Origin of the sequence: Leptospira bouyouniensis (assembly GCF_004769525.1) — a bacterium.
Taxonomy (GTDB): domain Bacteria; phylum Spirochaetota; class Leptospiria; order Leptospirales; family Leptospiraceae; genus Leptospira_A; species Leptospira_A bouyouniensis.
On the sequence record NZ_RQFT01000003.1, the window covers coordinates 331347 to 356792 of the forward strand.

The 25446-nt window shown below is 36.5% G+C and carries 22 protein-coding genes and 1 pseudogene; 10 read left to right on the forward strand and 13 right to left on the reverse strand.

Annotated elements, in window-relative coordinates; translation table 11 throughout:
- Nucleotides 1-3 precede the first annotated feature (3 nt).
- Nucleotides 4-528, forward strand: coding sequence for a DUF3015 domain-containing protein (locus EHQ43_RS03215; protein WP_135740159.1), 525 nt, complete (start codon nucleotides 4-6; stop codon nucleotides 526-528).
- Here EHQ43_RS03215 and EHQ43_RS03220 read toward each other — a convergent pair.
- From EHQ43_RS03220 to EHQ43_RS03235, 4 genes are read right to left on the reverse strand one after another with little or no spacing between them, the layout of a single operon-like run.
- On the reverse strand, nucleotides 525-1169 hold the full coding sequence (locus EHQ43_RS03220) for a hypothetical protein (RefSeq protein ID WP_135770128.1): 645 nt from the start codon (nucleotides 1167-1169) through the stop codon (nucleotides 525-527). The two genes, EHQ43_RS03215 and EHQ43_RS03220, sit on opposite strands and share 4 nt — an antisense overlap.
- Complete coding sequence (locus EHQ43_RS03225) at nucleotides 1144-3300, reverse strand: TonB-dependent receptor plug domain-containing protein (RefSeq protein ID WP_135753976.1); 2157 nt, start codon at nucleotides 3298-3300, stop codon at nucleotides 1144-1146. The genes EHQ43_RS03220 and EHQ43_RS03225 overlap by 26 nt, the downstream gene beginning before the upstream one ends.
- Nucleotides 3300-3956, reverse strand: a complete 657-nt coding sequence (locus tag EHQ43_RS03230; RefSeq protein WP_135753943.1) for an HmuY family protein — start codon at nucleotides 3954-3956, stop codon at nucleotides 3300-3302. The genes EHQ43_RS03225 and EHQ43_RS03230 overlap by 1 nt, the downstream gene beginning before the upstream one ends.
- A 5-nt stretch (nucleotides 3957-3961) precedes the next feature.
- Entirely contained in the window at nucleotides 3962-4507 is a 546-nt protein-coding gene (locus EHQ43_RS03235) for an LIC20153 family lipoprotein (protein WP_135770129.1), read from the reverse strand.
- Between the two features lie 238 nt (nucleotides 4508-4745).
- On the opposite strand from EHQ43_RS03235, the gene EHQ43_RS03240 reads away from it, so the two are divergent.
- Nucleotides 4746-7202: a sensor domain-containing protein gene (locus EHQ43_RS03240; RefSeq protein WP_135753945.1), complete on the forward strand. Its 2457-nt coding sequence runs from the start codon at nucleotides 4746-4748 to the stop codon at nucleotides 7200-7202.
- A gap of 15 nt (nucleotides 7203-7217) precedes the next feature.
- The gene (locus EHQ43_RS03245) at nucleotides 7218-8189 is read left to right on the forward strand and encodes a M23 family metallopeptidase (RefSeq protein ID WP_135770130.1); all 972 of its coding nucleotides are present in this window, start codon (nucleotides 7218-7220) and stop codon (nucleotides 8187-8189) included.
- Here the strand turns inward: EHQ43_RS03245 and EHQ43_RS03250 are convergent.
- A complete protein-coding gene (locus EHQ43_RS03250) occupies nucleotides 8169-9209 on the reverse strand; it encodes a hypothetical protein (protein WP_135770131.1) in 1041 nt (346 codons plus the stop codon). The two genes, EHQ43_RS03245 and EHQ43_RS03250, sit on opposite strands and share 21 nt — an antisense overlap.
- On the opposite strand from EHQ43_RS03250, the gene EHQ43_RS03255 reads away from it, so the two are divergent.
- A complete protein-coding gene (locus EHQ43_RS03255) occupies nucleotides 9208-9831 on the forward strand; it encodes a hypothetical protein (RefSeq protein ID WP_135740152.1) in 624 nt (207 codons plus the stop codon). The genes EHQ43_RS03250 and EHQ43_RS03255 overlap by 2 nt on opposite strands.
- Before the next feature lie 105 nt (nucleotides 9832-9936).
- On the forward strand, nucleotides 9937-11274 hold the full coding sequence (locus tag EHQ43_RS03260; protein WP_244242621.1) for a voltage-gated chloride channel family protein: 1338 nt from the start codon (nucleotides 9937-9939) through the stop codon (nucleotides 11272-11274).
- An 83-nt stretch (nucleotides 11275-11357) separates the two neighbouring features.
- On the opposite strand, the gene EHQ43_RS03265 is transcribed toward EHQ43_RS03260, so the two are convergent.
- Entirely contained in the window at nucleotides 11358-12338 is a 981-nt protein-coding gene (locus EHQ43_RS03265; protein WP_135770132.1) for an MBL fold metallo-hydrolase, read from the reverse strand.
- 129 nt (nucleotides 12339-12467) lie between these two features.
- On the reverse strand, nucleotides 12468-13043 hold the full coding sequence (locus EHQ43_RS03270; RefSeq protein WP_135740150.1) for a TetR/AcrR family transcriptional regulator: 576 nt from the start codon (nucleotides 13041-13043) through the stop codon (nucleotides 12468-12470).
- A 255-nt stretch (nucleotides 13044-13298) separates the two neighbouring features.
- On the opposite strand from EHQ43_RS03270, the gene fliG reads away from it, so the two are divergent.
- On the forward strand, nucleotides 13299-14312 hold the full coding sequence (fliG, locus tag EHQ43_RS03275; RefSeq protein WP_004785217.1) for a flagellar motor switch protein FliG: 1014 nt from the start codon (nucleotides 13299-13301) through the stop codon (nucleotides 14310-14312).
- Nucleotides 14313-14326: 14 nt separating this feature from the next.
- Here the strand turns inward: fliG and EHQ43_RS03280 are convergent, their stop codons facing one another.
- Nucleotides 14327-14815 carry a helix-turn-helix domain-containing protein gene (locus EHQ43_RS03280; RefSeq protein ID WP_135740149.1) on the reverse strand — a complete coding sequence of 163 codons (489 nt, stop codon included), beginning with the start codon at nucleotides 14813-14815 and terminating at the stop codon, nucleotides 14327-14329.
- Between the two features lie 362 nt (nucleotides 14816-15177).
- Between EHQ43_RS03280 and EHQ43_RS03285 the strand changes: the two genes are divergently transcribed.
- Nucleotides 15178-16134: a glycerophosphodiester phosphodiesterase gene (locus tag EHQ43_RS03285; protein WP_135753950.1), complete on the forward strand. Its 957-nt coding sequence runs from the start codon at nucleotides 15178-15180 to the stop codon at nucleotides 16132-16134.
- On the opposite strand, the gene EHQ43_RS03290 is transcribed toward EHQ43_RS03285, so the two are convergent.
- From EHQ43_RS03290 to EHQ43_RS03305, 4 genes and pseudogenes are all read right to left on the reverse strand, one after another.
- A complete protein-coding gene (locus tag EHQ43_RS03290) occupies nucleotides 16131-16475 on the reverse strand; it encodes a TRL domain-containing protein (RefSeq protein ID WP_135740147.1) in 345 nt (114 codons plus the stop codon). The two genes, EHQ43_RS03285 and EHQ43_RS03290, sit on opposite strands and share 4 nt — an antisense overlap.
- Entirely contained in the window at nucleotides 16472-16795 is a 324-nt protein-coding gene (locus tag EHQ43_RS03295) for a TRL-like family protein (RefSeq protein WP_208730875.1), read from the reverse strand. The genes EHQ43_RS03290 and EHQ43_RS03295 overlap by 4 nt, the downstream gene beginning before the upstream one ends.
- Before the next feature lie 11 nt (nucleotides 16796-16806).
- On the reverse strand, nucleotides 16807-19449 hold the full coding sequence (gene pepN, locus EHQ43_RS03300; RefSeq protein WP_135770133.1) for an aminopeptidase N: 2643 nt from the start codon (nucleotides 19447-19449) through the stop codon (nucleotides 16807-16809).
- 13 nt (nucleotides 19450-19462) lie between these two features.
- Nucleotides 19463-20650 (reverse strand): annotated as a pseudogene (locus EHQ43_RS03305) (peptidoglycan recognition protein family protein); the annotation flags it as partial.
- A 178-nt stretch (nucleotides 20651-20828) separates the two neighbouring features.
- Between EHQ43_RS03305 and EHQ43_RS03310 the strand changes: the two are divergent.
- From EHQ43_RS03310 to EHQ43_RS03320, 3 genes are read left to right on the forward strand one after another with little or no spacing between them, the layout of a single operon-like run.
- Complete coding sequence (locus tag EHQ43_RS03310) at nucleotides 20829-21335, forward strand: hypothetical protein (RefSeq protein WP_208730878.1); 507 nt, start codon at nucleotides 20829-20831, stop codon at nucleotides 21333-21335.
- Between the two features lie 7 nt (nucleotides 21336-21342).
- Complete coding sequence (locus tag EHQ43_RS03315) at nucleotides 21343-22953, forward strand: FAD-dependent oxidoreductase (RefSeq protein WP_208730907.1); 1611 nt, start codon at nucleotides 21343-21345, stop codon at nucleotides 22951-22953.
- A 44-nt stretch (nucleotides 22954-22997) separates the two neighbouring features.
- Nucleotides 22998-24647: a tetratricopeptide repeat protein gene (locus tag EHQ43_RS03320; protein WP_244242622.1), complete on the forward strand. Its 1650-nt coding sequence runs from the start codon at nucleotides 22998-23000 to the stop codon at nucleotides 24645-24647.
- A gap of 81 nt (nucleotides 24648-24728) precedes the next feature.
- Here EHQ43_RS03320 and EHQ43_RS03325 read toward each other — a convergent pair whose 3' ends face one another.
- Nucleotides 24729-25445 carry a type I 3-dehydroquinate dehydratase gene (locus EHQ43_RS03325; protein ID WP_135770136.1) on the reverse strand — a complete coding sequence of 239 codons (717 nt, stop codon included), beginning with the start codon at nucleotides 25443-25445 and terminating at the stop codon, nucleotides 24729-24731.
- Nucleotide 25446: the final 1 nt, after the last annotated feature.

A 25446-nucleotide genomic window follows, 5' to 3' on the forward strand; every position in this document is an offset into this window, starting at 1 on the left:
TTTATGTTTTCTTCTCGAAGTATTCCTTTTGTTTTCTGTCGTATAACAACGATTAGTTTTCTAATCCTACTAAGTTTTCAACCGGTGGTAGCTGAACCATATGGTATGGCGGGTTGTGGTCTCGGTTCGATGGTTCCTGTTTGGAAAAATGATATCGGACAAATTCTTGCCGCTACAACGAATATGAGTTTTTCCTCTCAAACATTTGGAATCACCTCGGGAACTTCCAATTGTACGAATGATGGGATTGTGAAAAAAGAAATGGCTCAGGAAGTTTTCATCGCATACAATGAAGCCCCATTGGAACTTGAAACATCAAAAGGTTCTGGAGAAAGGATTCGTGCTATGGCATCTTTATTAGGTTGCCCTTCCCATGCACTTGAGTTAGGAAAACTTATGAAAGATAACCATTCTTATCTTTTTGCAAAATCAAATTTGGAAACAGAAACAAGATCCAAAGAAATTCTAGTTCGATTAAAAACACAAATTGCTTCTGATAAAAATCTACGTTTAGTCTGTATACATTAATCCCGAATCACTCTAGAGATTTCGGAATTGTATCGAAATGCAGCCTCTGTTTGGCTTAAAAAACCATAAGCCCCCAATTCAAATAAAAAAGAAGCAGTGATTCCGTAACCACCATCAGGAACAGAGTCACAACCTTTTTTTCCCGCTGGGTGGATCTTCCAATCCCTAGTGTTTAAAAATGGAAAATCATCTGGACAAACCACATGACTATAATTTTTCCCATCTGCATGCCTTGCTTCATGTAATAATACGAGTACCCGATCCAACCGATTGAGATTAAAAAATCCTCTACCTAACAGGACTTCTCCATCTTGGTACATAGCCACATAATCTCCAGTGGAACCAATCGAATATTTTTTGATCCTAGTTTGGATCCAACGCGAAATTTTTTTCCCAGAAAATGGAAACTTAAAAAACGATTCGAACTGTGTGTGGCGGTTGTAAGTAGTTTTGTCGATTTTGATTCGTTTTGGTTCTAAGGTTTCTAAATAACTAAATGTTTCTTTTAGAGTTTTGTTCTGTTTTACGTTTAACTTTGATTCATCGGAAAAAATAGGATGGTTAAAAAATGAAAAAATGAAAAGTCCGGTGATTAAAAGAAAAGGCGAACTGAATTTAGAAAGTAGCTTGGAGCCCGCCATAGTAAAACCTTGGACGAATAGGATTGTATGTAAGCTCGTATTGGTCCAAAACATTGTCTACTCCTAAAAATAGCGACATCCTCCCTTCAAAAAATTTTTTCTCCATCCGAACATTGAGGAGAGTGAAAGGTTTTCCATACACAACTTTGTTGTTCTCCTCAACACTCTTAGTCTGTTGGTCGATGAGAGCCGTACTTGTTCCTGCCGTAAAATCATTTGTTGTACTATAAAAAGGCCGTTTGTCTAATCGTTTGGCACGAAGAGCAAATTCCCAGCCACCTGGAGCATTGACAAAAAAGTTCATCGTGCCTTGGTGGAGTGCACGTCCTTCCAAAGGTCTATCCGTTGTTAGGTCACGAGTATCTGTTTGGTTGTAACCCAGTTCCAAAGCAAAGTATTTCCAAAAACGAACTCGAGAACCTGCTTCCACACCTCTTGTATAGGCTCGTTGAACATTCTTTAATTGGAAATTGGCAAACTCGCTTGTTCTTGTTCCAAAACTATATTGGATAAGATCTGTGATATCATTTCGAAAAACACTTAGCGACAAAGTCCAAAATTTATATGGAGTGTATTCAATATCCGCATTGACGGTTGTTGATTTTTCAGGACGGAGTTTGTCATTTCCTTCAACAACATATCCAACACCAGGGTTTTCAAACCGTAAGTACAATTCACGAAATGACGGTGGGCGAAACCCTTTTCCATAACTGGCTCGAAACACTAAGTTACTCGTGATATCTACTTTGGTAGCAATTTTGGGTGTGGTTTGTCCGCCAAATTGTGAATCAACATCATGTCGAACTCCAGGAACTAACCGCCAAACAAAGCCTTGGCGCCAAACCACCCATTCATCCTGAATAAAAGCGGCTCTCCTAGTTCTGTAAGCATTTCTTCTTTCCAATCGGTCCGTTTGTAATTCTTCTGAAAATGATTCAAATCCGGCTGTGATCATGTGGTCCTTATGAACCTCATGGTCAATTTGTGCAACGCCTTGCGAAGAGAATTCGTTTGTGATTTCTTTTACATCAAGTTCATTGGAATTTCTTTGGTCCAATTTGTAATGATTTTCCCAACGAGAAAAATTCCCACGAAGAGAAACCATATTTCTTTTTCCATAAGTGTATTCCAGTGCACCTAATGCCAAGAAGTCGTTTGTCATGTTGGAACGATCAAACACACCTCCAGTTGCACGTGAATCCACACCAGCTTGGTTACGATTTAAATAATTGATACCTGTTTTGACTTTGAATTGTCCATCTGGATTGAATGTCATATTCCCACCAAGGTTATTGTCTTGGAAGGAATTACCTGTTGTTGCTGGAGTTCTCGGATCTAGGTCGTATGCTCCTGCTTGGTTAAAACCACCAAAAAAATTAGTCGCAACAAAATCATTTTTGAATCCAACATCGGCGATCATATTTTTTTCGCCTTGGGATCCGAAGTTCATTTGACGGCCATTTCCATAGGAAGTACGGAACTGGTAATGTTCTGGTTTTTCTGCTTGTTTGGTGATGATATTAATCACCCCACCAATGGCATCCGCGCCATAAAGGGAAGATGAACTTCCTTTTACGATTTCGATACGTTCAATGTTTTGCACTTTAAAACGTGTTAAGTCGATTGTATTATTAAGTCTACCTGCTACACGTTGGCCATCGACTAAAAATAAAACATACTTGGAATCAAGACCCAACATTTGTACTTGTGATCCACCAAAAAAAGGTGTGACGTTGATTCCAATTTGAGTATCAAGCACTTCACCAAGGTTACGTGCTCCTGTTTGTTCGATTCGTTTACGAGAAATAACTTCTGTCGCTACAGCTGAGTCTTTGAGACGTCGTTCTCCTCGAGATCCGGTAACTACGATTCCATTTTTGTTGTCTAAGTCTTTGAACCGATCTTCTTCAACTTGTTCTTCAGGTTTTGATTCTTCCGTCCCCGATTGTGTGTTAGGTTTTATATTTGTTGGGTCTTGTGTTGCTTCGTTTTTAGGTTCGAGAGGAGTTGCTTCTGTTTTAGAACTTGGTTTCGTTATTTTTCCATTCGGACGAGTTTGCGCATGGATCTCTCCTATGAATAGAAGGAACAGACAGAGGATTGGAAAAATAAATTGTAAGTAGGAAGTCATTAAGGAAGTTTTTTCCATCGGATGGTCGGGTAACCAGAAGTCCCCGCATCACTATAATAATTTTCAATATGTACGGCATAGATCGCATTTCCCGTACCAGACCGAATCAAAAAGATATCTGGTTTGGGAGTTAAGAAACCAATTGTATAAAAATACCATTCGGTTGCGAGCGGATTCCCGACATACACAGCACCAGCACCACCAATCCCTTGTGTTGTCGAGGAAACATCGATTGTAAAATTGGTACAACCTTGTGAGGCAGCTGATGTCGTGCTTGCAATTCCAAAATCTGTTGTATTACTTTTGCAAGCGCCACCGAGACCAAATCGATTGGTTTCTCCAGAGTTGGTTGCCACCTTATACCGATTAAATGCTATATCCCAAGTGAGTGTATCTTTTTCTGAAAATGGAATTTGTTTATTCCCTTCAAATTGAAAATAAATATAAAAATCTAAATTGGTAGCATTGAACCTTGTGGAGAAACTCCCGTCCCCAATGGAACGAGAGAATACAATTTTATCTAAGGCATTAGGATTTCCTGCATTTATTATGTTGGTGATGAGTTGGTTCACCAATAAATCTTGGTCAGTTAGCGCCGCTTTTTGTCTGGCGCAAAAACTAAGACAGATTAAAATCCCAATAACAAAGAATTTCAAATTTTTTATAACCCAGTAACCGTATATGAAATGGAAGCCGATTGACCTCTAGACGGAATGGCATAGAAGAATATATAATAATCTCCTGCGGTAGTGAAATCGATATTCCCAGTTGAAGCTAATGTATAGGAGTTTGTAAACTCACTATTAGAATCAGAAAGCGACGTTACTGTGAATCCAGTTCGTGTAGATGTAGTTAATGGACAGCTTGAAGATTGGTAAACGATGACAAACGAATTTCCCGTCATAGCTACTCTTGTACCATTTTTTGCAGTTAATTTGAGTGCTGCTGTTTGATGACCAACAACTGCTACGGTTCCTGTTTTCGTAATGGAAGATGATCCATTTGCTGTAACCGCATTTTGGAAAGTATTGATACTTGCTCTTGGAGGAGCATTAACGGTACAGTCTCCTTGAGAACTTGCTACTAAGCTAATCGCCAATAAACTCTGCAAATCCGTATCGTCTTCTTTTTTTTCACACTGGAAGGTGAGTCCACCTATGAGAGCCAGTAGAACCAATGTTTTAAACTTTGTAGCTAGGGAATTCATAAGAACCTCGGTCTTTTTTATCCAAACTTCCGTACTGTTATTGAGAATCAATTTCATTTTATAAAGAATGATCTTTTTTTCCGTAAATGACAGAAACGTGACAGAAACTGTTGGTTCATGAAAGTATTGGTCAATTTCATAAGACTACATGTATCAATACAGCCCTGGCATCGCATAAGCGTATGGTTAAAAAAATCAATTGTAAGGAAAAGGATTTTTCGTCTACTATGCCTAGGTCATGTCACTTAAGCAGATCACAATCTATATAGAAGAGTCAGAAATAAATTTCTATAATCGATTATTAAGGGACATAACAAACATTGAAACATGTCATGTCCATAGTTTTCCTTCAATCTTAAAGATCAAACCTGGAACCATTCAAGAATCTGCTGTCTTTTTGTTTTGGAATGATTCCAATGCAATGGAAAAACAGAAATTTATTTTTGAACATTTTCCAGAGTCACCATATGTTATTTTATCTCAGAACATACTTACACCAGAAGAGTTGTCGCAAGTAGCTCATCCAACGTTTCTACATTTATCAGAACCAACATACTCGGTTGGAACTTTAGATTTGGTTTTAAACTTCGCAGAACGCCTGATAGAAGACATGAATCGATCAATTGCTTATGATAAAATCCGTGAGAAGGTTGTTGTATTAGAAAACGTGTTTGAAGAATCACTTGATATTTTAATGCAAATCGACCCAAACACCAAACAAATCATCAATGCTAACAAACAAGCTGTCGTTGTATTAGAATATGGATTGGATGAAATTGTTGGTAAAGAATTTTCCTACTTTATGCCACCTGTAGAGGTAGATGAAGATGTTGAATTTGCAGGCAATTTAATTGAGAGTACTGCTTTACGAACTAAATCTGGAAGATTGATTCCAACTGAGTCCTCCTTCCGTTTGTTTCCTGTAAATGGTAAGATGGCAATTTGGGCCACCTTTCGTGATATCACTGAACGCAAACGATCCCAGGAACAGGTCAAAAACCAAAAAGCATTTTATGAATTCATTTTGGATAATTTGGATTCCGATATTGCAGTATTAAATTCCAACTTTGAATATGAATACACGAACCCAGTTTTTTTATCCAATCGTGAGATTCGTAAATGGGTTTATAAAAAAACAGATATAGATCTTGCTGAAAAACTAGACCTACCACCAGAATTTTATGAACGTCGAAAAAAATTCTTAGATATAGCAGCAAAAGACAATGAAATTGTCGAATTTGAAGAACTCATCCAAGATCAAAATGACAAGGTTACTTATTTACTAAGAAAATATATTCCTATCGATGATTCAGAAACAAATCAAAAACGATTTATTAGTTTTGGTGTTGATATTACGGAAAGAAAGTTATCGGAAGAAAGAATCACCTATCTTGCATACTACGATGCTCTTACTGGATTGTCTAATCGAACTTTATTTATAGATCATGCCAATCAAGCATTGAAAAATCATAAATCTACAGAAACTTTACTCGCCTTTTATTTTTTCGATATCGATAATTTTAAATTCATCAATGATAGTTTGGGTCATACAAAAGGTGATATTTTATTACAAATGGTAGGTGCAAGGCTCAAACGGGTGATGACAGAAGTGGATACCGTTGCTCGTTTTGGTGGGGATGAGTTTGCAATTCTGAAAGTTGATGTCCCCAACAAAAGTGCTGCTGCTGAGTTTGCACAAAAAATTTTAGATATCCTTAGCCAACCTTTTCATATTATGGGTCGCGATTTGTTTACCACAATTAGTATGGGAATTGCACTATCACCTAACGATGGAGTCTCTTCCGCTGAATTATTAAAAAATTCAGACATGGCTATGTATAAAGCAAAGGAACTAGGTCGCAATAATTATAAATTTTATACAAACGAACTTATCTTACGATCTGAAAAAAGATTGTACATCGAGAATTCACTTCGAAAGGCAATTCAAAACGAAGAGTTGATACTATTTTTCCAACCAAAAATTTCAACTATTACCAATCAAGTTTGTGGTGCTGAAGCACTTATACGTTGGAAACACCCAGAACGCGGTTGGGTCCCACCTATTGAATTTATCCCGGTTGCAGAAGACTCAGGAATCATCGAAAGGATCGGGGATTGGGTTTTGGAAGAAGCTTGCAGATTAAAAAAAACTTGGTGTGAAATGAATTTACCAAGATTTCCACTAAGTATCAATGTGAGTGGAAAACAGCTAGCGCGTGCTAACTGGTCACATCGCGTACAGGCAACCATTTTACAATATGGAATTGATCCTGAAGAAATTGAATTGGAACTCACAGAGAGTTCTATCATGGAAAATCCTGAGAAAAGTATCGAAGCTTTTGAATATTTATCAGAATTAGGAATCAAAGTTTCGATCGATGATTTTGGAACTGGTTATAGCTCATTAAGTTATTTAAAAAAGATCAATGCAGATGTGATCAAAATTGATCGGTCTTTTGTTGTTGATTTAGAACTCAATGAAGATGACCGGGCAATTTGCAAAGCGATCATCAATATGGCACATTCATTAGGTCTCGAAGTGATTGCAGAAGGAGTAGAAAACTCTGCCCAAAGGGATTTATTACATGATTTGGGATGTCATATGATCCAAGGTTATTTTTATAGCAAACCATTGCCTGAATCAGAATTTGTTGCGTTTGTGAAAAAATTTAACGAATCTGCCAAAACAAATTAGCCGAAATTTGGAGAGATGGTCCGTTTTATTTCTATTGTTTCTCTCATTTTCTTTTTTGTCCAAGCTGTTCCTGCGGAGTCCCGGGAAGTAAAAAAGAAAACACCAAAACATACATCAAGTTCAGGGAATTATTTCGTAAAAAAAGAAGAGAAGAATTTTTCACTCCTCATGGAAGCTCGTCGTTTTGGAAGAGGAGAAGTGATCTTTTTAAGGTTAACACCCAAAGACAAAAAATGGATCAATGAATCCTACAAAGTGAGCTGGCTAGGCAAAGATGTGATCCTTACGAAACGGGAGAATAGTATGATTGCCTTTTTGCCGATCTCACCTGACACTCCGGCAGGCGCGATGACATTGGAAATCGTTTCCAAAATTTTTTTTGTTAAACGCGGCCAAAAACAATACCAAATCATTTTAGAACCAACCAAATTCCAAGTGATCAAAAAAAACCAACAGATCAAAGTGGATGAAAAATTTGTGACCAAAGAACTACCTAAAGAAGTTTTGGATTTTATACAAGAATGTAAAAACGCAAAAGAAGCAGCTTTTGCAAAATCAAGCCAATTACAATTCCAAAAGAATTTTAAAAATCCACTTGAATCAATTTATATCACTAGCAAATTCTATGTTAGGCGAGATTATAACAATAAACAAGGACGGCCACATGGTGGAGTTGATTTTCGTGGCAAAACGGGAACACCTATTTATGCCATCCAAGATGGTACCGTTGTATTAGCTCAGAAAACTTATTATGAAGGTAATTTTACAATTATTGATCATGGAAACAAAATTTTTTCCTTTTATATGCACCAAGATGAAATCAAAGTTAAGGTTGGTGAAGTTGTAAAACAAGGCCAACAAATTGGATCAATTGGTACAACAGGAATGTCAACGGGTCCCCATCTACATTTAGGTGCTAAAATCAATGGTGTTCTGGTGGATCCACTTTCTTTGATTGCATTACAATCAATTGCGGAATCGAATTGATGCCAAAAATTCACGAATAACTTGTTCGTGAATTTCACCTTTTTCTAAATTTTCAGTGATATGTAACAAAAGTTTGTCGTGAGTTGAGTTTTCCAAAATCATAAATCCAGTTTTGGAATACCTTGGTCTCATTAAGTCATAAAAAGTCCAAAACTTGGAAACAAGAATAAAATCTTCGACTTCCTTTTGTTGGATTTCTTGTAAGTCTTCAATGTCGCCTTTACTTACTTGGATTTGTAAAAATTCAGAAAATTCTTTGATAGCTTGGTCTTTTTGAAATCCTACATAGTCTGGAAAATAAAAGATTCTTACAAATGGATATTTTTCTGCATCATGGTCACTCGCAGAAAGTAATCCTGCAATTTGCCCAACGCCGGTTTTGTTTTCTAAGGAAAGATCTTCTGGTTTGTAAAAAAACATTCCTTCCGGTAAGGTAAATCCAAACTGAAGTTCCTCATTCCAATATTCGTTGTTATTTGTAAGGATCCATTTGTTGAGATCTTTTTCTTCGATATGGTATTTGTTTTTGAATAATAGATATGCTGAAAAAATTTCTGCACCTTGTAATGCTTTAAATGAAATCAATGCATTGCTTACAACCAGGCAGAATGCAAGAATGAGCCTCGCATACTCTGTGAGTTGTAAAATTCGAATGAAAAAAGCAATGGTGATGAAAATAAATAAAAATACAGTCCCTGCTTCAAAAATTAAAACATCTGCTAACCATAAGGCAAATATAAATAAAACCAAAACTCCTATTTCGATTAAAGGATGAAAGGTATCTTTCCAATACAATTGGATGATATACAAACTTAGATAGGTGATGAGTAGTCCTACGATGAGGGAGACAAAACATAAAACTAAAATATAGTGCCAAGGCAAATGTGATTCGTGGTAAATAAAAAAAGGAACCACAAGGATTGTATAAAGTATCAGTAAATTTCTTATTGTGCTAGGTGAGAAAAATTTGGATAAGAAACCACTTGCCTGATTTTTGATTTTGCTTAGTATTTGGTTCATGTCAGCGATTACAGACTTCTTTCAAAAAATCCAAAACCAAATAGTTGAAATCCAAACTACCATCAACCAGATAAAAACCAGTTGGGAGAATTTTCAAAAGTTTTGGGATTTGTTTTTTACTTTAGTCCCTTGGGAAGTTCTCCTCTTACTCATCTTTTCTGTCATCCTCCTTTCTATTTTTAACTCAATCTCTCCGAATACGCCAAAGGCCAATTTGACAATCGCAGTTCTATTCCTTGGGACATTATGGATCTATTTTTGGGGTCTTTTTTCCACAGAAGTTTCGTATCGTAAAGTCATTGTCGCCTCCCTTTACATCCTTGTTCCTCTGCATGCGATTGGTATTTTTATGTGGTTATATGGTTTCGGTAAAAAACTGTATTGGAAAAAAAGAAGGATGAATCCCAAACTTTGGGATTCGGCAATCCACCAAGTTTCATTGGACTACCACCAATTGATGGGAAAGTTACATGGCTTGCATCATTCAATCGAAGAAAACCGTGAATCAATTGAAATAGAGATCCAACAATTGGAAACTTCCTTACAAGGGATTAAATCTCTACTATTGAAACCTTCTGGATCACAGAAAGATCAATCACAAAAAGATTTGGAATCAATTTAGTTTGAATTCCTTTAAAAATAAAAATTTGAAATGATTTCTCATTTAAAATCTGATACGGAAGAAAACCATTGATTTGTTTTCTATTTTGATACAAAGGAAATTGATTTGAAAATACCAAAACGAATGTATGCAAAAATTCATCGACACCTAATCAATATTGAGCAAGCACCAATATTTTTTTATGTGATCCGTTGGACTTTTGTTTCATTGTTGGTTGGTGTATTCGCCGGTTTTGCTTCAGCAATTTTTCTAAAGTCTTTAGATTTTGTGACAAATTATAGAGAAAACAATCTTTGGATTATCTATTTATTACCGATCGCTGGTTTAGCAATTGGCCTTTTGTATCATTACTTTGGACAAATGGTGATTAAAGGAAATAACCAACTCATCGAAGAGATTCATAATCCAAAAAAAATTGTCCCTCTTCGAATGGCTCCCTTAGTTTTATTAGGAACAATTATAACACATTTATTCGGTGGATCTACAGGTAGAGAAGGGACAGCCGTACAAATGGGTGGTGCCGTCGCTGACCAACTAACATATATTTTTCGATTTCGACCAAGAGACCGGAAAATTCTAATTATATGTGGAATCTCTGCAGGATTTTCATCAGTATTTGGTACTCCACTTGCGGGTGCAGTTTTTGGATTGGAAGTTTATGTATTGGGAAGATTACGATACAATGCAATTTTTCCTTCTCTTTTGTCTGCGATTTTAGCTGATTTTTTTTGTAAATTTTGGAATGTCGGGCATACTGATTATTCCCAGTTGATCCAAATTGTACCTGAATTGTCTCTGTTTCTTTTAGTTGTTTCCATTTTCGTTGGCATCTTGTTTGGACTGACTGGAATGAGTTTTGGTATGTTAACTCATTTTTTTACCAAACAATTTCGAAACATAATTCCCTATCCTCCCTTACGTCCTTTTATCGGTGGAGTTTTGATCGTTTTATTTTTTATATTAACAACGAGTACTCGTTATTTGGGCTTGGGTGTTCCTATTATTGTACAGAGTTTCTCGGAACCAATTCCAATTTATGATTTTTTGATCAAAATGTTTTCTACATCATTTACACTTGGTGCCGGGTTTAAAGGAGGAGAAGTGACACCACTTTTTTTCATCGGATCTACACTTGGATCCTCCTTATCTGAAATATTCCCATTACCAAGATCATTGATGGCTGGAATGGGATTTGTAGGAGTTTTCGCTGCTGCTGCAAACACACCACTTGCCTGTACATTCATGGCAATTGAACTTTTTGGAATCAATTCAGCGATTTATATGGGAATTACCTGTGTCACAGCTTATCTTTTTAGCGGGCATACTGGGATCTATTCATCGCAAGTGATTGGGGATCCGAAACATTTAATTTTAGGTAAAGAAGTGGGTCAAAAACTGAGCGAGAAAAAAAAGATGAAAAATTTAAAAATCAAAAAGAGATAATGAATTGGGAATCAGAAATAATTTACAAATGTTTCTGATTCTATCATCTCTCTTCTCAATATTCAGTAGGTTCTAATCATCAATCAATGCATTGATGTTAGTTTAATCGCTCCAATATTTTTTGGATAATAACCAAGAGGAGTTTGTGCATCATTGTCATGGGCTGGGATCACAATTAGATTTGGATTTTCATTGATTAGTTCATGAACACGAGAGATTTCTTCTCCAAGTTCATCCACATTATAATCCACAATCCATCTTGCCCCTCTAGGTTTGTGTTTTAACTCTAGAAAACCTTCTTTTCTCCAAACAATATCACCTGTTAAAAAATAAACGTCACCATTTTCCGTATGTAAAAATAAACCCACTGACCCTTCGCTATGTCCTTTCATAGGAACAAAAACCGCTGATCCATCCCCAAACCAATCATAACTCTTCGCATAAGAAGCATAAGGTTGATCGGTAAAAGTTAAATGTTTCCATTTAACAGAATCACCATCAAATTGTGAGGGTATGTAACCAAGTGCGATGTCTGGATGGTTGAGTTCATCTTTGACACTATGGATATTGGCATTTGGATAGTCTTTTAGACCACTAGCATGGTCCCAATGGAGGTGCGAGAAAAATACATCAGAAATTGTATTGGGATCTACCCCATTTGATGAAAGTTGATCCTTTGTTGTTTGGATAAGTTTGTAATCCATCAATATTTTTAGATACAAAGGAAACACAGTAAATTGTTCCTCAATTTTAGTTCCAAGTCCAGTATCAAATAAAAAATTTCCATTTGGGTGTTGGATGTAAAAGCTAGAATGGTTAACGGTTACTAATTTTAATACAGATCCACCTTCGATGACAAAAGCTTCCAAAGTTTTTGCTTCACCAGTTTTCAAAATAGAAAAAACCAAATTGGACTTACCCTTTGGTTTAGGAATCGAATGAGATTGTTTATTTGGTTCCAGTTTCAGTGTTTGATTGGGATATCCCAAAAAGAACAAAACAAATACGACTGTCGCACTTAATATAAATAATGTGACGATTTTACTTTTTGATACTCTTATCATGGTTTAACTTTCCTAATTTTTTTCTTAAATTTGAATACGTTCATATCGTAATTGATTCTCTTTTTGATTTTCTATAGAAAACAAATGGAAACAAATGTTTCGATGAATAAATTTTATTATTATTTTGTTTCAAATTTGTTTCAGTAAACTCTCTGCCGTTTTTTCTGCCATACGCAATGGTTCGGGTGATTTTTGTAATTTGGTTAGTAATAGTGCCCCTTCCCATAACGAGAGAATGGAAAGGGATAGGTTTTTTGCTACGCGTATATTGTAACCATTGGAACTCAAATAGGATTCAAATGTTTTCAACCATAGGTTGTAGACTTCTTTGCAAGCATTGGAAACAAGTGGAGATTTCCCGGCTGTTTCCATCGCAGTTGTCGCTATGGGACATCCCTTTTGGTAATCACTGGAAACAATTCTTTCCTCAAGCGCATGGAACACTTGTTTGATGGCATGTGTGGGTGTATCACTATTATCAAAGATAGTGAGGAAAAAATCATTTAACTGTTTACCTGAATATTCAATGGCAAGGCTTGTGAGTTCTTCTTTTCCACCTGGGAAGTGAAAGTAAAGAGAACCTTTGGGTGTTCCCGTTTCTTTTCCAAGCTCTGTAAGACCAGTTGCTTCATAACCAGACCCTTCCAAAAGTGAAGCCATCACTTCGATCATCTTTTGTTTGGTATCGAATCCTTTTTTTCCCACAAATCCATTCTACACAATAATAATAGACCGGTCAACATAAAAATATGCAGCTAAATAGATTTAGGGAATTTGAAAAAGATTGAGACCAAAGGTAACTTGGGAATAAAACAGCGAAAAACGGAAGGAAAACAAATATGCAATGTTGAGGAAAAGAATTCAGAAGGCTTTTCGATTCTATTTTTCCTTCCGAATAAATCTCATTGTTTTTTTACGAGTTCGCCGATACAGTAAGTAGTACGGATTTCTGGACGAAGTATGATCAATAAGAAGCCATCGCTCACAGGTAGACAAAAGGCCGCCATCTTTTTGGTTGCGGTTGGAAACGAAGTGGCCTCCGAAATTTTTAAACACCTTCGTGAAGACGAGATCGAACAAATCACGTTCGAAATTGCTCGTTTAGATAAAATCACACCAGAAGACAAAGAGAAGGTGCTTGTAGAGTTCAATGAACTCATGATGGCGCAGGAATTTATCACGAATGGTGGTATTGACTTTGCTCGTGGGTTACTTGAAAAAGCTCTTGGTAACCAAAAAGCCATCGATATCATCAACCGACTCACTTCGTCCTTACAGGTAAGACCGTTTGACTTTATTCGAAGGACTGACCCGGCCCACCTCCTCAACTTTATCCAGGGGGAACACCCGCAAACCATCGCCCTCATTTTATCATATTTGGATCCTCAAAAAGCTTCCAATATCTTATCAAACTTACCACACCAGATCCAAGCGGAAGTGGCTAAGCGGATTGCGACAATGGACCGAGTGTCACCAGACGTACTCCGCGAGGTAGAACGGGTGTTAGAACGTAAACTTTCGACACTTGCATCGGAAGATTATACTTCTGCTGGGGGTATTGATTCGGTGGTTGAAATTTTGAACTTAGTAGACCGGGGAACTGAGAAAACCATTATTGAAGCCCTGGAAGAAGAAGATCCAGAACTTGCCGAAGAAATCAAAAAACGGATGTTCGTATTCGAAGATATCGTATTACTCGATGACCGTGCCATCCAAAAGGTTATGCGTGAAGTGGATAACACTGATTTGGCGAAGGCGCTAAAATCTGTGGATTCTGAAGTACAAGATAAAATTTTCAAAAACATGTCGAAACGTGCGGCAAACCTACTCCGAGAAGATATGGACTTTATGGGTCCGGTTCGTTTGAAAGATGTGGAAGATGCTCAGCAAAAGATTGTAAATATCATCCGTAAACTGGAAGAAGCGGGCGAGATCGTTGTGGCTCGTGCGGGAGAAGACGAACTTGTTGTATAATCCACAAGTGGTTTTTAATTGCAGCGGTTACTAAACTTGCCCCATTTTGGCGGAAATTCGACAAGAGCATCTTTTGTGCTGATTTCACCTCGTTCTAATTTTTGATTGAGTGTGATCAGTTTGTGCAAATTTCCCATTGAAAAAGAAAGTTCTGTCACATCAAAATCATCCAAACGCACTTTGGCATTGCGGCAAAACAATTTGAGTTCTGATAAAATGAGTGTGACTCGTGCGTTAGCATAACGTGCGACAATTTCTTCAAATTCCTCTTCATTAAAAAATTCTCGTTCCAAATCATAATCAAATTCATTCCGAATGAGATCAATAAGAGAGAGCCCAAGTTCTTTTGCTACCAAAACGACATAATCAAATTTAGAACGGAGCCAGTCTTCAGATTCTAATAACTCTATCGCGGAACGAGGAATATTCAATTTTTCTGATAATTGAATGCGTGTGAGGTTCCTTCGTTCCCTATAATTTCTAAAATAATTTACTTTTTCCATGTGTTCCTAAAAAAAATTTTAAATTACCGTTATTTACGTTCTGAAAAGGCTTCAAAAACGTTAAGAACGGTTTGGATGCATAAGATTCGCATGGATTTGATTGACTTAGATTAGGAAATTTTCTTTAGGCTGAAATTACGCTAAATTTCCTTTCTGGAGCCACCACCGATGTTACCGTAGGTGGTGTGCTCGTTTTTTCCATTCTTTTCCTTTTTAAGACTGGCAAAAGAATCCAAAAAGAAACGAAATGTAGTAACCTTCTTCACTCACCTCTTTTCTTTTTTTTTGTAAAATCGAAACTTTTTTCTTACTTGATGCAATAAATTCATTCGATGGAATTTTGCCAAAGCAGGTAATGTTTAATGAAATTGAATCGTTCTATTTATAAAATCTACATCTTTGTAGGTATCATAAGTTTGTTGGGTGTGAATTGTGCGAGTGTCGAAACTCCAAATCGTTTGCGTAAGGACATCGACTTACAAGGACATCGTGGTGCACGTGGATTAAAACCAGAAAATACTTGGCCAGCATTTGAAGAAGCAATCAAATACAAAATGGTTACTCTAGAACTTGATACAGTTTTAACAAAAGACAAACGTGTAGTCATTCATCACGATTCTGATACAAATCCGATCATTTGCCAAAACGCAGATGGATCTCAAATCCAAAAAAAATCATTATATGATATGACACTTTCCGAATTGCAGGCGTTAGACTGTGGTTCCAAAAAGAATCCAAATTTTCCAAAACAAATTCCAGTTCCCGGAACCAAACTTTTATCACTAGAAGAATTTTTTGAATTGGTTTTGAAACATGAAAAAAAAACCAAAGAAGTGTATGAATTCAATATCGAAACTAAATTTCCTGATGATGGTTCGGCTTCTGATGCTCTTGTCAAAGAACACACAGATAAACTAATCCAAATTATTGAAAAATACAAAGTAGTGGATCGATCAACCATTCAATCATTTGATCTAAGAACACTCTCAGTTTCGAAACTAAAGAATCCTAAAATTAAAACCAGTGCTCTTTTTGTACCTACTTATTTCCAAGGTTTTCTGATGACAATCGGATTCGGAAATGGATACAGAGAAACAATTCTTAGCTTAGCAAAAGAAAAACAAGCAGATATCATTTCTCCTTATTTCTTATATGTCACTCCGAAGTTTGTCAAAAATTCACATGACAAAGGGATGATGGTCATTCCGTGGACTGTGAATACTGAAAAGGAAATGAATCGTTTGGTTTCCTGTGGAGTGGATGGAATCATTTCTGATTATCCAGATATGTTAGACAAAGTGGTTCCTAGAAAAAACTAAATCCCCCAAACCACTGTACATAAAGTAGAATAGAGAGAGAGGTAATTCGTTGCCTCTTTTTCGATTCGAAAAATTTCTTGGATTCCTGCATTCTCAGCAGCAGAATGAATACTTCCATCTCCAGTGACATAAAAGAAACCATAACGTTTGAGACAAGCCTTGCCTTGCTTTAAGGTTTGTTTGGGAAGGGGTCTTTCGGATAAGGCAAGTGTATATGATGCATAAATTAGACCTGTAGGTCCAATACCTTGTGGTTGGCCAATGTTAGCACAGGAAATAAAAGATCCAATCGTTAATCCAAACAGAACGTTTGAAATATGTTTTAATAATTTCTGTTTCATTCGTTCCCTGAGATTTCGACACAAAGGTTCGCGTAGATTCCAAGAACCGCGAATGTGGTCCAATTGGTTTCTGTTACTGTATGGATTTTGGATCTAGATTTTAAAAATTCGAAAGATGCATTTCCAAATGATACCAGACCAAAGATAGAATGAACACAAGAAGTGACTCGCCTTTTGGAAGGTTCACCTGTTCCAAATACACCAATTTTAGTTTTGGTGAATAATAATCCTCTTGGACCAAAACCTGGTGATGCACAACTAACAAAAAATAGGTGAAATAGTAAAAACACCAAAACCAATTGAAAGATTTTTTGAACCAAAGGTTGATCCTTTATTGTAAAATAAGATCTTTATGTTTATTTTTCATTTGGATGCATCTTTTCTCAGAATCAATTTGTTTCATCAAAGTTTTTTTCACAGAAGCAGGTAATTTGGGATGGTTGTTCGTGAATTTTTTGAGGATTAACAAAGTAACATCTGTACAAAAATCAGGTGCTAAACTTTTAGCGAAAGCATCTAAATAGTTTTCATCATCTGTATGTTGGAATTTATCCAGTGCATCAAAATATGTATCTAAAAATTGGAGTTGGATGTCTTTTTGGTATTCTGGAAATAAAGAATAAGATACAACTCTTAACGTTGAAGATGAGTATTCACTTGTCTTTGGGTTGAGTAAAATTTGGATCCATTTGTTTTTTACTTTCGCATTTGGTTCCGCTGCTTCTGCAGCCAGGCTCGAATTCACACCTCGGCTGGAAGGATCTAATTTTTTTTCACGATCAATGATTGCCTGGATTTTATTTCGTTCTTTTTCCAATGAACTGAGTTTAATGATCATATTCCAACGTAGGTCTTGGTCGATTTTTAATCCTGGAAAAATGAGTTTGTTGTCTAAGACATCATACAATCGTTTTTGACTGGATACTGAATATGTAGTATCAATCAAAGATAAGAACAAATACTTTTGTTCATCACTTCCAACTTTTGCCTTTGTAAGTTCTGATAATAGAAAAGTTTGTAGAGAATCTAATTGGGAAATCCTTTTGGTTTCAGGAAACCAAAAACGACTTGAAGCATAGGATGCACCATTGTCGGAAGCAAGTTTAGAAAGTAACCAACGTTTTATTTTTGTATCAGATTCAACTTGGTAGAGTCGAGTAGCACTGTCTTTGAATTCATCAAATGTAATATTTGCTAATGTTACTTGTCTAAAATAGTCAGTCCATAGTATGAGTTTTCGCATTGGGTCAGTGTCATACTCCAATACAAATTCTAAATTCTCTTTGTTAGTATTTGTCCAGTTCCAAATGGCAAAATCATGATCTTCTGCATTCATAAAAACGTAATCGGGACAGGATTTTAAATTTAAGATAGCTTCACTTGATCGACCTGAATAAACGACTGGGAACTGTTCGTATGATATTTGTTTATTTGTTCGATCAAAAAAGTAGAGACCAAGGATAGTTTTATGGTCACGTAGTTTGTTTTCTGGACCAGGAGCCGATTGGATGATTTTTCCATACAGATGGTTTTCCGCACAAACGGTTGTAAGTTCGATTTGGTTGGTACCTTTGGTTTCCAACCAATCTTTCGACCATTTTTTCATTGAGAACCCACTGACAAATTCAAGTTCTTTTAAAAAATCTGCAAGTGTTGAATTTGAGTACGAGTATTTACGTAAATAATTCTGTACTCCTTTTTGGAAACTGTCTTCGCCTATAAAAAACACTAATTGTTTTAAAACAGATGCACCTTTTCCATAAGTAATTCCATCAAATTGAGTGAAGGCTTCTTCAGTATCATTTACTTTTGCTTCGACAGGATGGTTTGTGCTGAAACTGTCTTCCTCATAAGCCCATTGTTTCATTTTTTCAAAAAAACTAATCCAGGTTTCTTGGAATTCGGAATTTTTGGCTTGGGCTAAACTTGCCATATACGTTGCAAAACTTTCGTTTAACCAAAGTCCATTCCACCATTTCATTGTGACTAAGTTGCCAAACCACATATGTGCCATTTCGTGTAAAATTACATCCGAAAGGTTTTCCCGTTGAGAACGAGTCATGGTCGAGCGAGATACAAATCTTTCAGAAAATGTAACAGCTGCTACGTTTTCCATTGCACCAAAGTTAAATTCAGGTACAATGATTTGGTCGTATTTTTCGAAAGGATAAGGAATTCCAAAATAGGAATTAAAAAAAGCAAATCCTTCCTTTGTAAACGTAAACCAATCTTTTGGTTCTACATACTTAGCTAAAGACTTACGAACAAATAATCGTAAGGGAATGGATTCGTATTTGTCTTCCCAAACTTGGTAAGGACCTGCATGTAAGGAAAATACATAAGTAGATATTTTTTTTGATTCAGGGAACTTGTATAAAACTTCATCTGGATTTTCTGTTTTACTTTGTGAAGTAGGAAGGGTAGTAGAGATGACTTTCCAATTTTTTGGTGCGGAGACTTGGAGATGGAAAGTCGCTTTTAAGTCAGGTTGATCGAAACAAGGAAACATTTTGTTTGCGTGAAATGCTTCAAATTGAGAATAGATATAGGTTTCTTTATCATCAGGATCAACAAATTTATGTAGGCCATTTCCTGTTTTGGCAAAAGGAGTTTCGAATATAACTGATACTTTGTTGTTTCCAATCATCAATCGATTTGACGGTAATTGAATTTGTCCGTTTTTGTATTCGAATTGAGAAAGAGCTTCATCATTGAAGACGATGGACTTAATTTCTCCTTGGAAATAATCCAATCGTAAATCACGAATTTTTTTGCCAACAAATTGGATATCAACTTTTCCCGTAAAACTATCCTTAGATGTCAATCGAATGTCTAAATTATATTTTATATTTTCAATGGTTTCGTATCGGTATTCGGCTTCTTGTAATGTTAGGTGGTAATTTGGAGTAGTAAAACGACAGTGTTGGAATAAAAATAAAATTCCAAAAGTAAGGATTGTAAATGTTTGTTTCATAGTATCTCCCTGATTACGGTTGAAAATTGCGGTATAAAATGGCCCAGTCCATGGAACTTCGATTTTTCCATTCTGGTTCTGGAAAGTATTTTCCACCAATCGAATTTAAGATGAGTTCCATATATTCTTCCCCTGGATCAAAATCCTTTGCATTGAGAAAGATCGATCCACCCCATTTTTTTTTGGCTTGGGTATGGCTAAATACTCCCCTTAGGTCCTCCAACTTTTCATTGGACAATGGGATTTTGTATTTGGTTGTGAGTTCTAAAACAAGGTCTTTTACTTTCTGAATTTGTTCTGGTTGCTTTAATAATTCTTCTGTGTCTTTGGCAACTATTTCGATTTGGATACAGTTATCATTTGTTCCGGTGGCTGCTGATGCTCTATCTTCAATCACATCCACCAATTGGTAGGCTTTACCATTGGTATCAACCATGATGGAAGCTGTGAGGTTTCTTGCTTCTAATGTACGAAGAGATCTAAAATAATCAGGTATAGCAGTATAATGTAATACCACACAACTTGGTTGGATTTTTCCACGGAAAGTATACTTCACACGATACTCTTCGGGGGTAAGGCCTTTGTCAGTTTTTTCTAAATGATTGAAAATCAGTTTTTCCGCTTTGGTGATACCACGGCCGTTTGTAGGATGGAAATTATCTTTTAGTAAGTCTTTGTTTTCTTTTTTTAAAACCCAACCTGTAACAAACCGGTCCTTCCATTCATCTTCTTCATAAAATTTTCCACCGATGTGTGAAAGGATTTGATTGAGTGCCAACTCACTTCCACAAGGAGAGAAGTCAACGAAACCACCAAACCTACGTTTTGCTTGGTTGTGAGTGAAAATTCCTTTTTTCGAAATGATGTCGTAATTGGTTTTAGGAATGTACAATTCCTCTGCCAAGTAGAGGATGGTTTTTTCTAAAACTTCTTTTTGTTTGTAGTTGTTATAAAGAGTTTCTTGTGTGCCTTCATACACAATGTGAATGGATTCTGTATCAATGCCAGGAGCTGCAGTCCATTCTTTTGTTAAAAAATTCGGATCTCCATAGATAACTCCAGTAGCATCTACATAAAAATGAAAGAGAAATTGGTTTTGGGAAGATAATCGAAAGAAATCTGCGAACTTATGTTTGCCACTGTTATGAAGGATGATGGCTGAGATTGAAGTTTGTTCTCTTGGTTTAGACAGTTTTTGCCATTGGTCAAGTTTCAACCCATCTACATCAGAAAATGGAATCAAATTGGGAATTTGGATGGTTGCAAAGTTTGGTGTCTTTCGAAAAAAACTACTACATCCTGTCGAAATAAGGAAAATGAGTGATATTTTTACAAGATTCTGACACAATGGGTTCAAATCTAACTGAAGGAAATGAGATTTGGAACCGCATACACCTTTCCTACTTTCACGAAATCGTTTCTTAAAATTTTCTCTCAAATGTTTTGCCTTAACTGCTGTATCCATACAGGGAGTGAATTGTGGTCCAGGAGTAAACACTCCCACACTTAGGGGAATTTCTCCAGAACAATACCATAGTTTTCGCAGTTTGCAAGAAGTCTTCTTACATGACAATCCCATTCCCAATTTTGATTTGGGGATTGCTTTAGATAATTATGTATATGGACATCCTTATCCCATTGAAACTGAAAGCATCATACAGTTGTTAGCTAGTGTTCCTTCTTCGATTTTAGCAGCGATGGCACTTGATTTCTCATTCACACCAATTGTCAAACTCCCTCCTGAAGAACGTATCAAACGATTACTTGAATGGAAACATTCCTCACTTGGAATCAAACGTGGTGTCTATGCGATCTTAAGACAAATATCATTTTTTCTTCTCAGTTCTGACAAAGAATACCAAAAATTTGTCGGTTATACCCAATAAGGCGGACATCATGGGAATTCCTATTTTTAACGATAAAATCATCACTCCAAAAAAACACGCAGAAACAATTAACACCTACCAAATCCAAAATGGAAAATGGGAACTCACAGCAGACGTTGTGATTATAGGATCTGGTGCAGGTGGCGCGGTAGCAGCAAGAGAACTATCTAAAAACGGATGGAAAGTAGTCCTTATCGAAGAAGGAAGTTATTTTACACCAGCCCAATTCAATTCAGATGAATTTTTATCACAAGCAAGACTTTACCGTGATGCTGGGTTTATCGTCACCGAAGAACAAACGTTATCGATATTACAAGGTAAGTCAATCGGTGGTTCCACCACAGTCAATTGGCAAACATCATTGTATCCACCAGACTACGTAACCAACGAATGGAGTGAACGATTTGGATGGCAAGGGTATTCAAGAGAAGAAATGGATGTTTACGTATCGGAAGTTCATGAAAGATTAGGTGTACACGAAGTTCCAGATAACTTAATCAATGCAAATAATAATGTATTACGTGTTGGTGGAAAAAAGTTAGGTCTCACACCACTAGTTTTACGTAATAATAACAGAGGTTGTATTGGCCTTGGTCGTTGTGGTCTTGGATGTCCGATCAACGCAAAACAATCAACTTTCTTAACGTGGATTCCTGATGCCATAGAAGCTGGAGCCACTGTTGTTTCCAATATGCGCGCAGTGAAAATCCGTGATGGCAAAATCAAAACTGTCGTGGCAGAGTTTACCCCTGATGCATACGAAAAAGCTCCATCTGTCATAATAGAAACCATGGAAATCAAAGCTCCAGTTGTGATTGTGAGCGCTGGTGCCATTGAGGGTCCTGCCCTTTTACAAAGGAGTGGGATCGGAAATGGTTGGGTCGGCAGGAATTTAAAAGTTCATCCTACATCGACGATCTTTGGTAAATTTGATACTGAAATCAAAATGTTCCAAGGCCCACCTCAATCCATAGTGATCAAAGATGGTCATAACCAAAATGGAACTGGTTACGGGTATTGGTTAGAGGCAGCTCCTTACAGACCAACTCTAGCTTCTTCTTTGGTTCCCTTTTACGGCAAACAACAGTTTGATGTGATGAAAGATTACACCAATTACAATGCTGGTATTGTTCTTGTTCGTGATGGAGCAGATGGCGAAGCCAATGCCAGTGTGAAGTACAGTCTTGGTAGAAGAAAAGTGTACTTTGAACTCACTCCCACTGACGGTATGAATATGTTAAAAGGATTAAAAGCTTTAGCGGAAGTCACAGTGGCAGCAGGGGCGAAAGAACTCATCTTTCCGTTCACCAGGTTCACAGAGCCTTATAAAGTTACAGGGAACGATAACTTTGATTGGATCTTAAAAGAAAGTACAAGACCAGGCGATTTGACTGTTGGTTCTGCACACCCACATGGTTCCATCCAGTCGGCAAATGATCCTGAAAAGGGTGCAGTTGATTTAAATTTGGAAATTTATGGTCATAAAAACATATTTGTCATGGATGCCTCAGTTTACCCTACAGGACTTTCGGTGAACCCACAAATAACGACGATGAGTATCGTTCTCAGAGCATCGCGTAATTTGGCTTCGCAAAAAGAAGAAAGAACGAAGATCTAACTTTTTTCCAAAAATCCCTTTCATTCCCATGGGTTCCAACTAGTTTGGAATCCGTGCGGAAATATCTTTCCTTAGTATTCAGTTTTGTCATCTTTCAAACTACAGTCTTCGCCATTGACAGCGATGCAATGAAGGAAGGTAAAAAGGCTTTTTCTAAAAAATCATATGGCGAAGCCATAAAAAAATTTACCAAACATGCCGACTCACACCCGCAAGACGGTGAAGCTTATATGTATTTAGGATATATCTATGAGTATAAAAAAGATTATCCAAAATCCATTCAAAACTTTAGAAGAGCCGCCGATTTGGACTTGGACAAAGACCAAAGAAAAACCGTATTATTGAAATTAGCTTTATTTTTTAATTACCACCAAGACTGGAATTTATCTGCTACATATTCTTCCCGTTATTTAAAGTATGATCCGAAAAACGAAGAAGTACAAAAGATTTATAATCGAGCAGTCGGTAACAAAGGGAATCCTTCTTCCACAACTCACACATATACACAACCTACAAAAGTAGAACCAAAACAAGAATCAAAACAAACTGATCACAAAAAAGATCCAATTAAAAAAATAGATGAGCCTGTAGAAGACAAAGAAACCACAAAACCAAGTGAATCTTACGAACAGATATTGGCAAACCAACCCAATTTGGAAGATGTTCGTTGGGATTATGTTCTCGCACTTTTTGATGAGAAAAAATACGATAAAGCAGAAGCCAACTTAAACTTACTTATCGAAAAAAATCCAACACGTTCGAGATATCATTATAAATTGGGAATCATTAAGCTCAGATTAGATGATCCTAAATCTGCTATCGAGTCGTTTGAGAGAGCCAAAAAAAATCCGTTTTCAAAAGATACAAACGTGTTTTTGTATTACGTATATTTAAATGAAGGGATTGCTTACCAAAAATTAGCTGAAATTGACAAGGCTGAATTATCCTTCCAAGAAGCGTTCAAACAAGTCCCTAAGGACACACCACTTCTTGCACTCGCAAGGTTATACGAACAAAAATCGGATTGGGAAAAATGTATACAATCTTCAGATAAAGCGCTTACATTCAATCCAAACCAAGTTGAATCCCATATGTTTCGATTTGTATGTTTGTTTGAAGCCGGAAACAAAACAAAAAAATTTGAAACTAGTTTTGCTAAGTATTCTGAATTCATTAAAACCAAATTCCCTGACCTCATACAAACTCCCGAAAAGTTTCAGATTGGATTTCTGAAATTAGCCCGTAAATATACAGAAAACAATGCCTTTGATACAGCTGACTTGTACTTTACCGTTTTGGAAAAAGACCAAACCATTTCTAATGGTCGTGAGTATTTGTTCTATCGAGGTAGAAATTACTTTTATGGTGGAAAAATTGATTTAGCAATACCTTATTTGCAAAAAACAAGTGGGTCTTCTGCCGCCCATTATTTACTTGCTCGTTGTTATGCGAAAAAAAATGACATAGCCAAAACCAAAGAAGAGTTCCAATTGGCAGCGGAATTAAAGCCAGAATATTGGACATCTGCCAATTTAGAGAAGGACTTTAAAGAAGTTTGGAAAGACCAATCTTTCCGTGAATTTATCAATTCGAATGCGGCAAAAGTTCCTGGATCGAATCAATCAAATCAATCACAAAATCTAAAACCTTCTACACAAACCAATGATACAAACCAAAGTCCAAAATCTAAGTGAAAGGTGAGATCAGTTAGGTTACAAAAAGTATGTGTAAAAATTCATTCTAAGACAACCTATTTTCTAACTAAGTTTATACGATTAATCTTCTTTTGAATCTTTTGTCGAATGTGGACTTTTGAATAGGTCTGCCCTGAGTTTTTTAAATGTATCTACTGAGATTTGGCCAGGGGCTTTCGGCTCACCGAGTGTCATGTATGTAAAAGAAGAGTTGAATTTGTCACCAAATACGCGTGATATGATGCCTAGTTCTCCCATACAAATTCCTATCATCGTTTGTGTCTTAGAGAGTAATTTGATATCGTTCAAAAAGTCTGCAGTTTCTTCGATGTTTTCAGGTGTAATGGCAAATTTATAAATAGGATTTTTCTTTTTTACTGGTTTTGATTTGGCAATGAATTGATTCATTTCATTGGCTAAAATTGACTTTTTGAATGAATGATAAGAGTAGATGATGCGATAGTTTAAGGTCTCATAATTTCGAAAGATTGTATCTTCACGATTCAATTCGATATCCAAATAATTTGCATTGTCATTAAAATCTTTGATGATACCTTCTACATCTTCTGGGAAAAGTTTTACATAAGAACGAACGCTACTATCTTCAGCCCTTCGGTAAGTAAAAAGAACGGGTAAACCAAGTGCTTTGATCTTTTTTTTCATCTCTTTTTGGATATAATTTCTAGAAAATAAATCCAGACGGACTTCAATGACATCCACATCTTTGACATCTTTTTTTTGTAGGTGGCGAAGATCGTCTTCGCCGACAGAAGCAACAATTTTATAAGAATCTGGCATC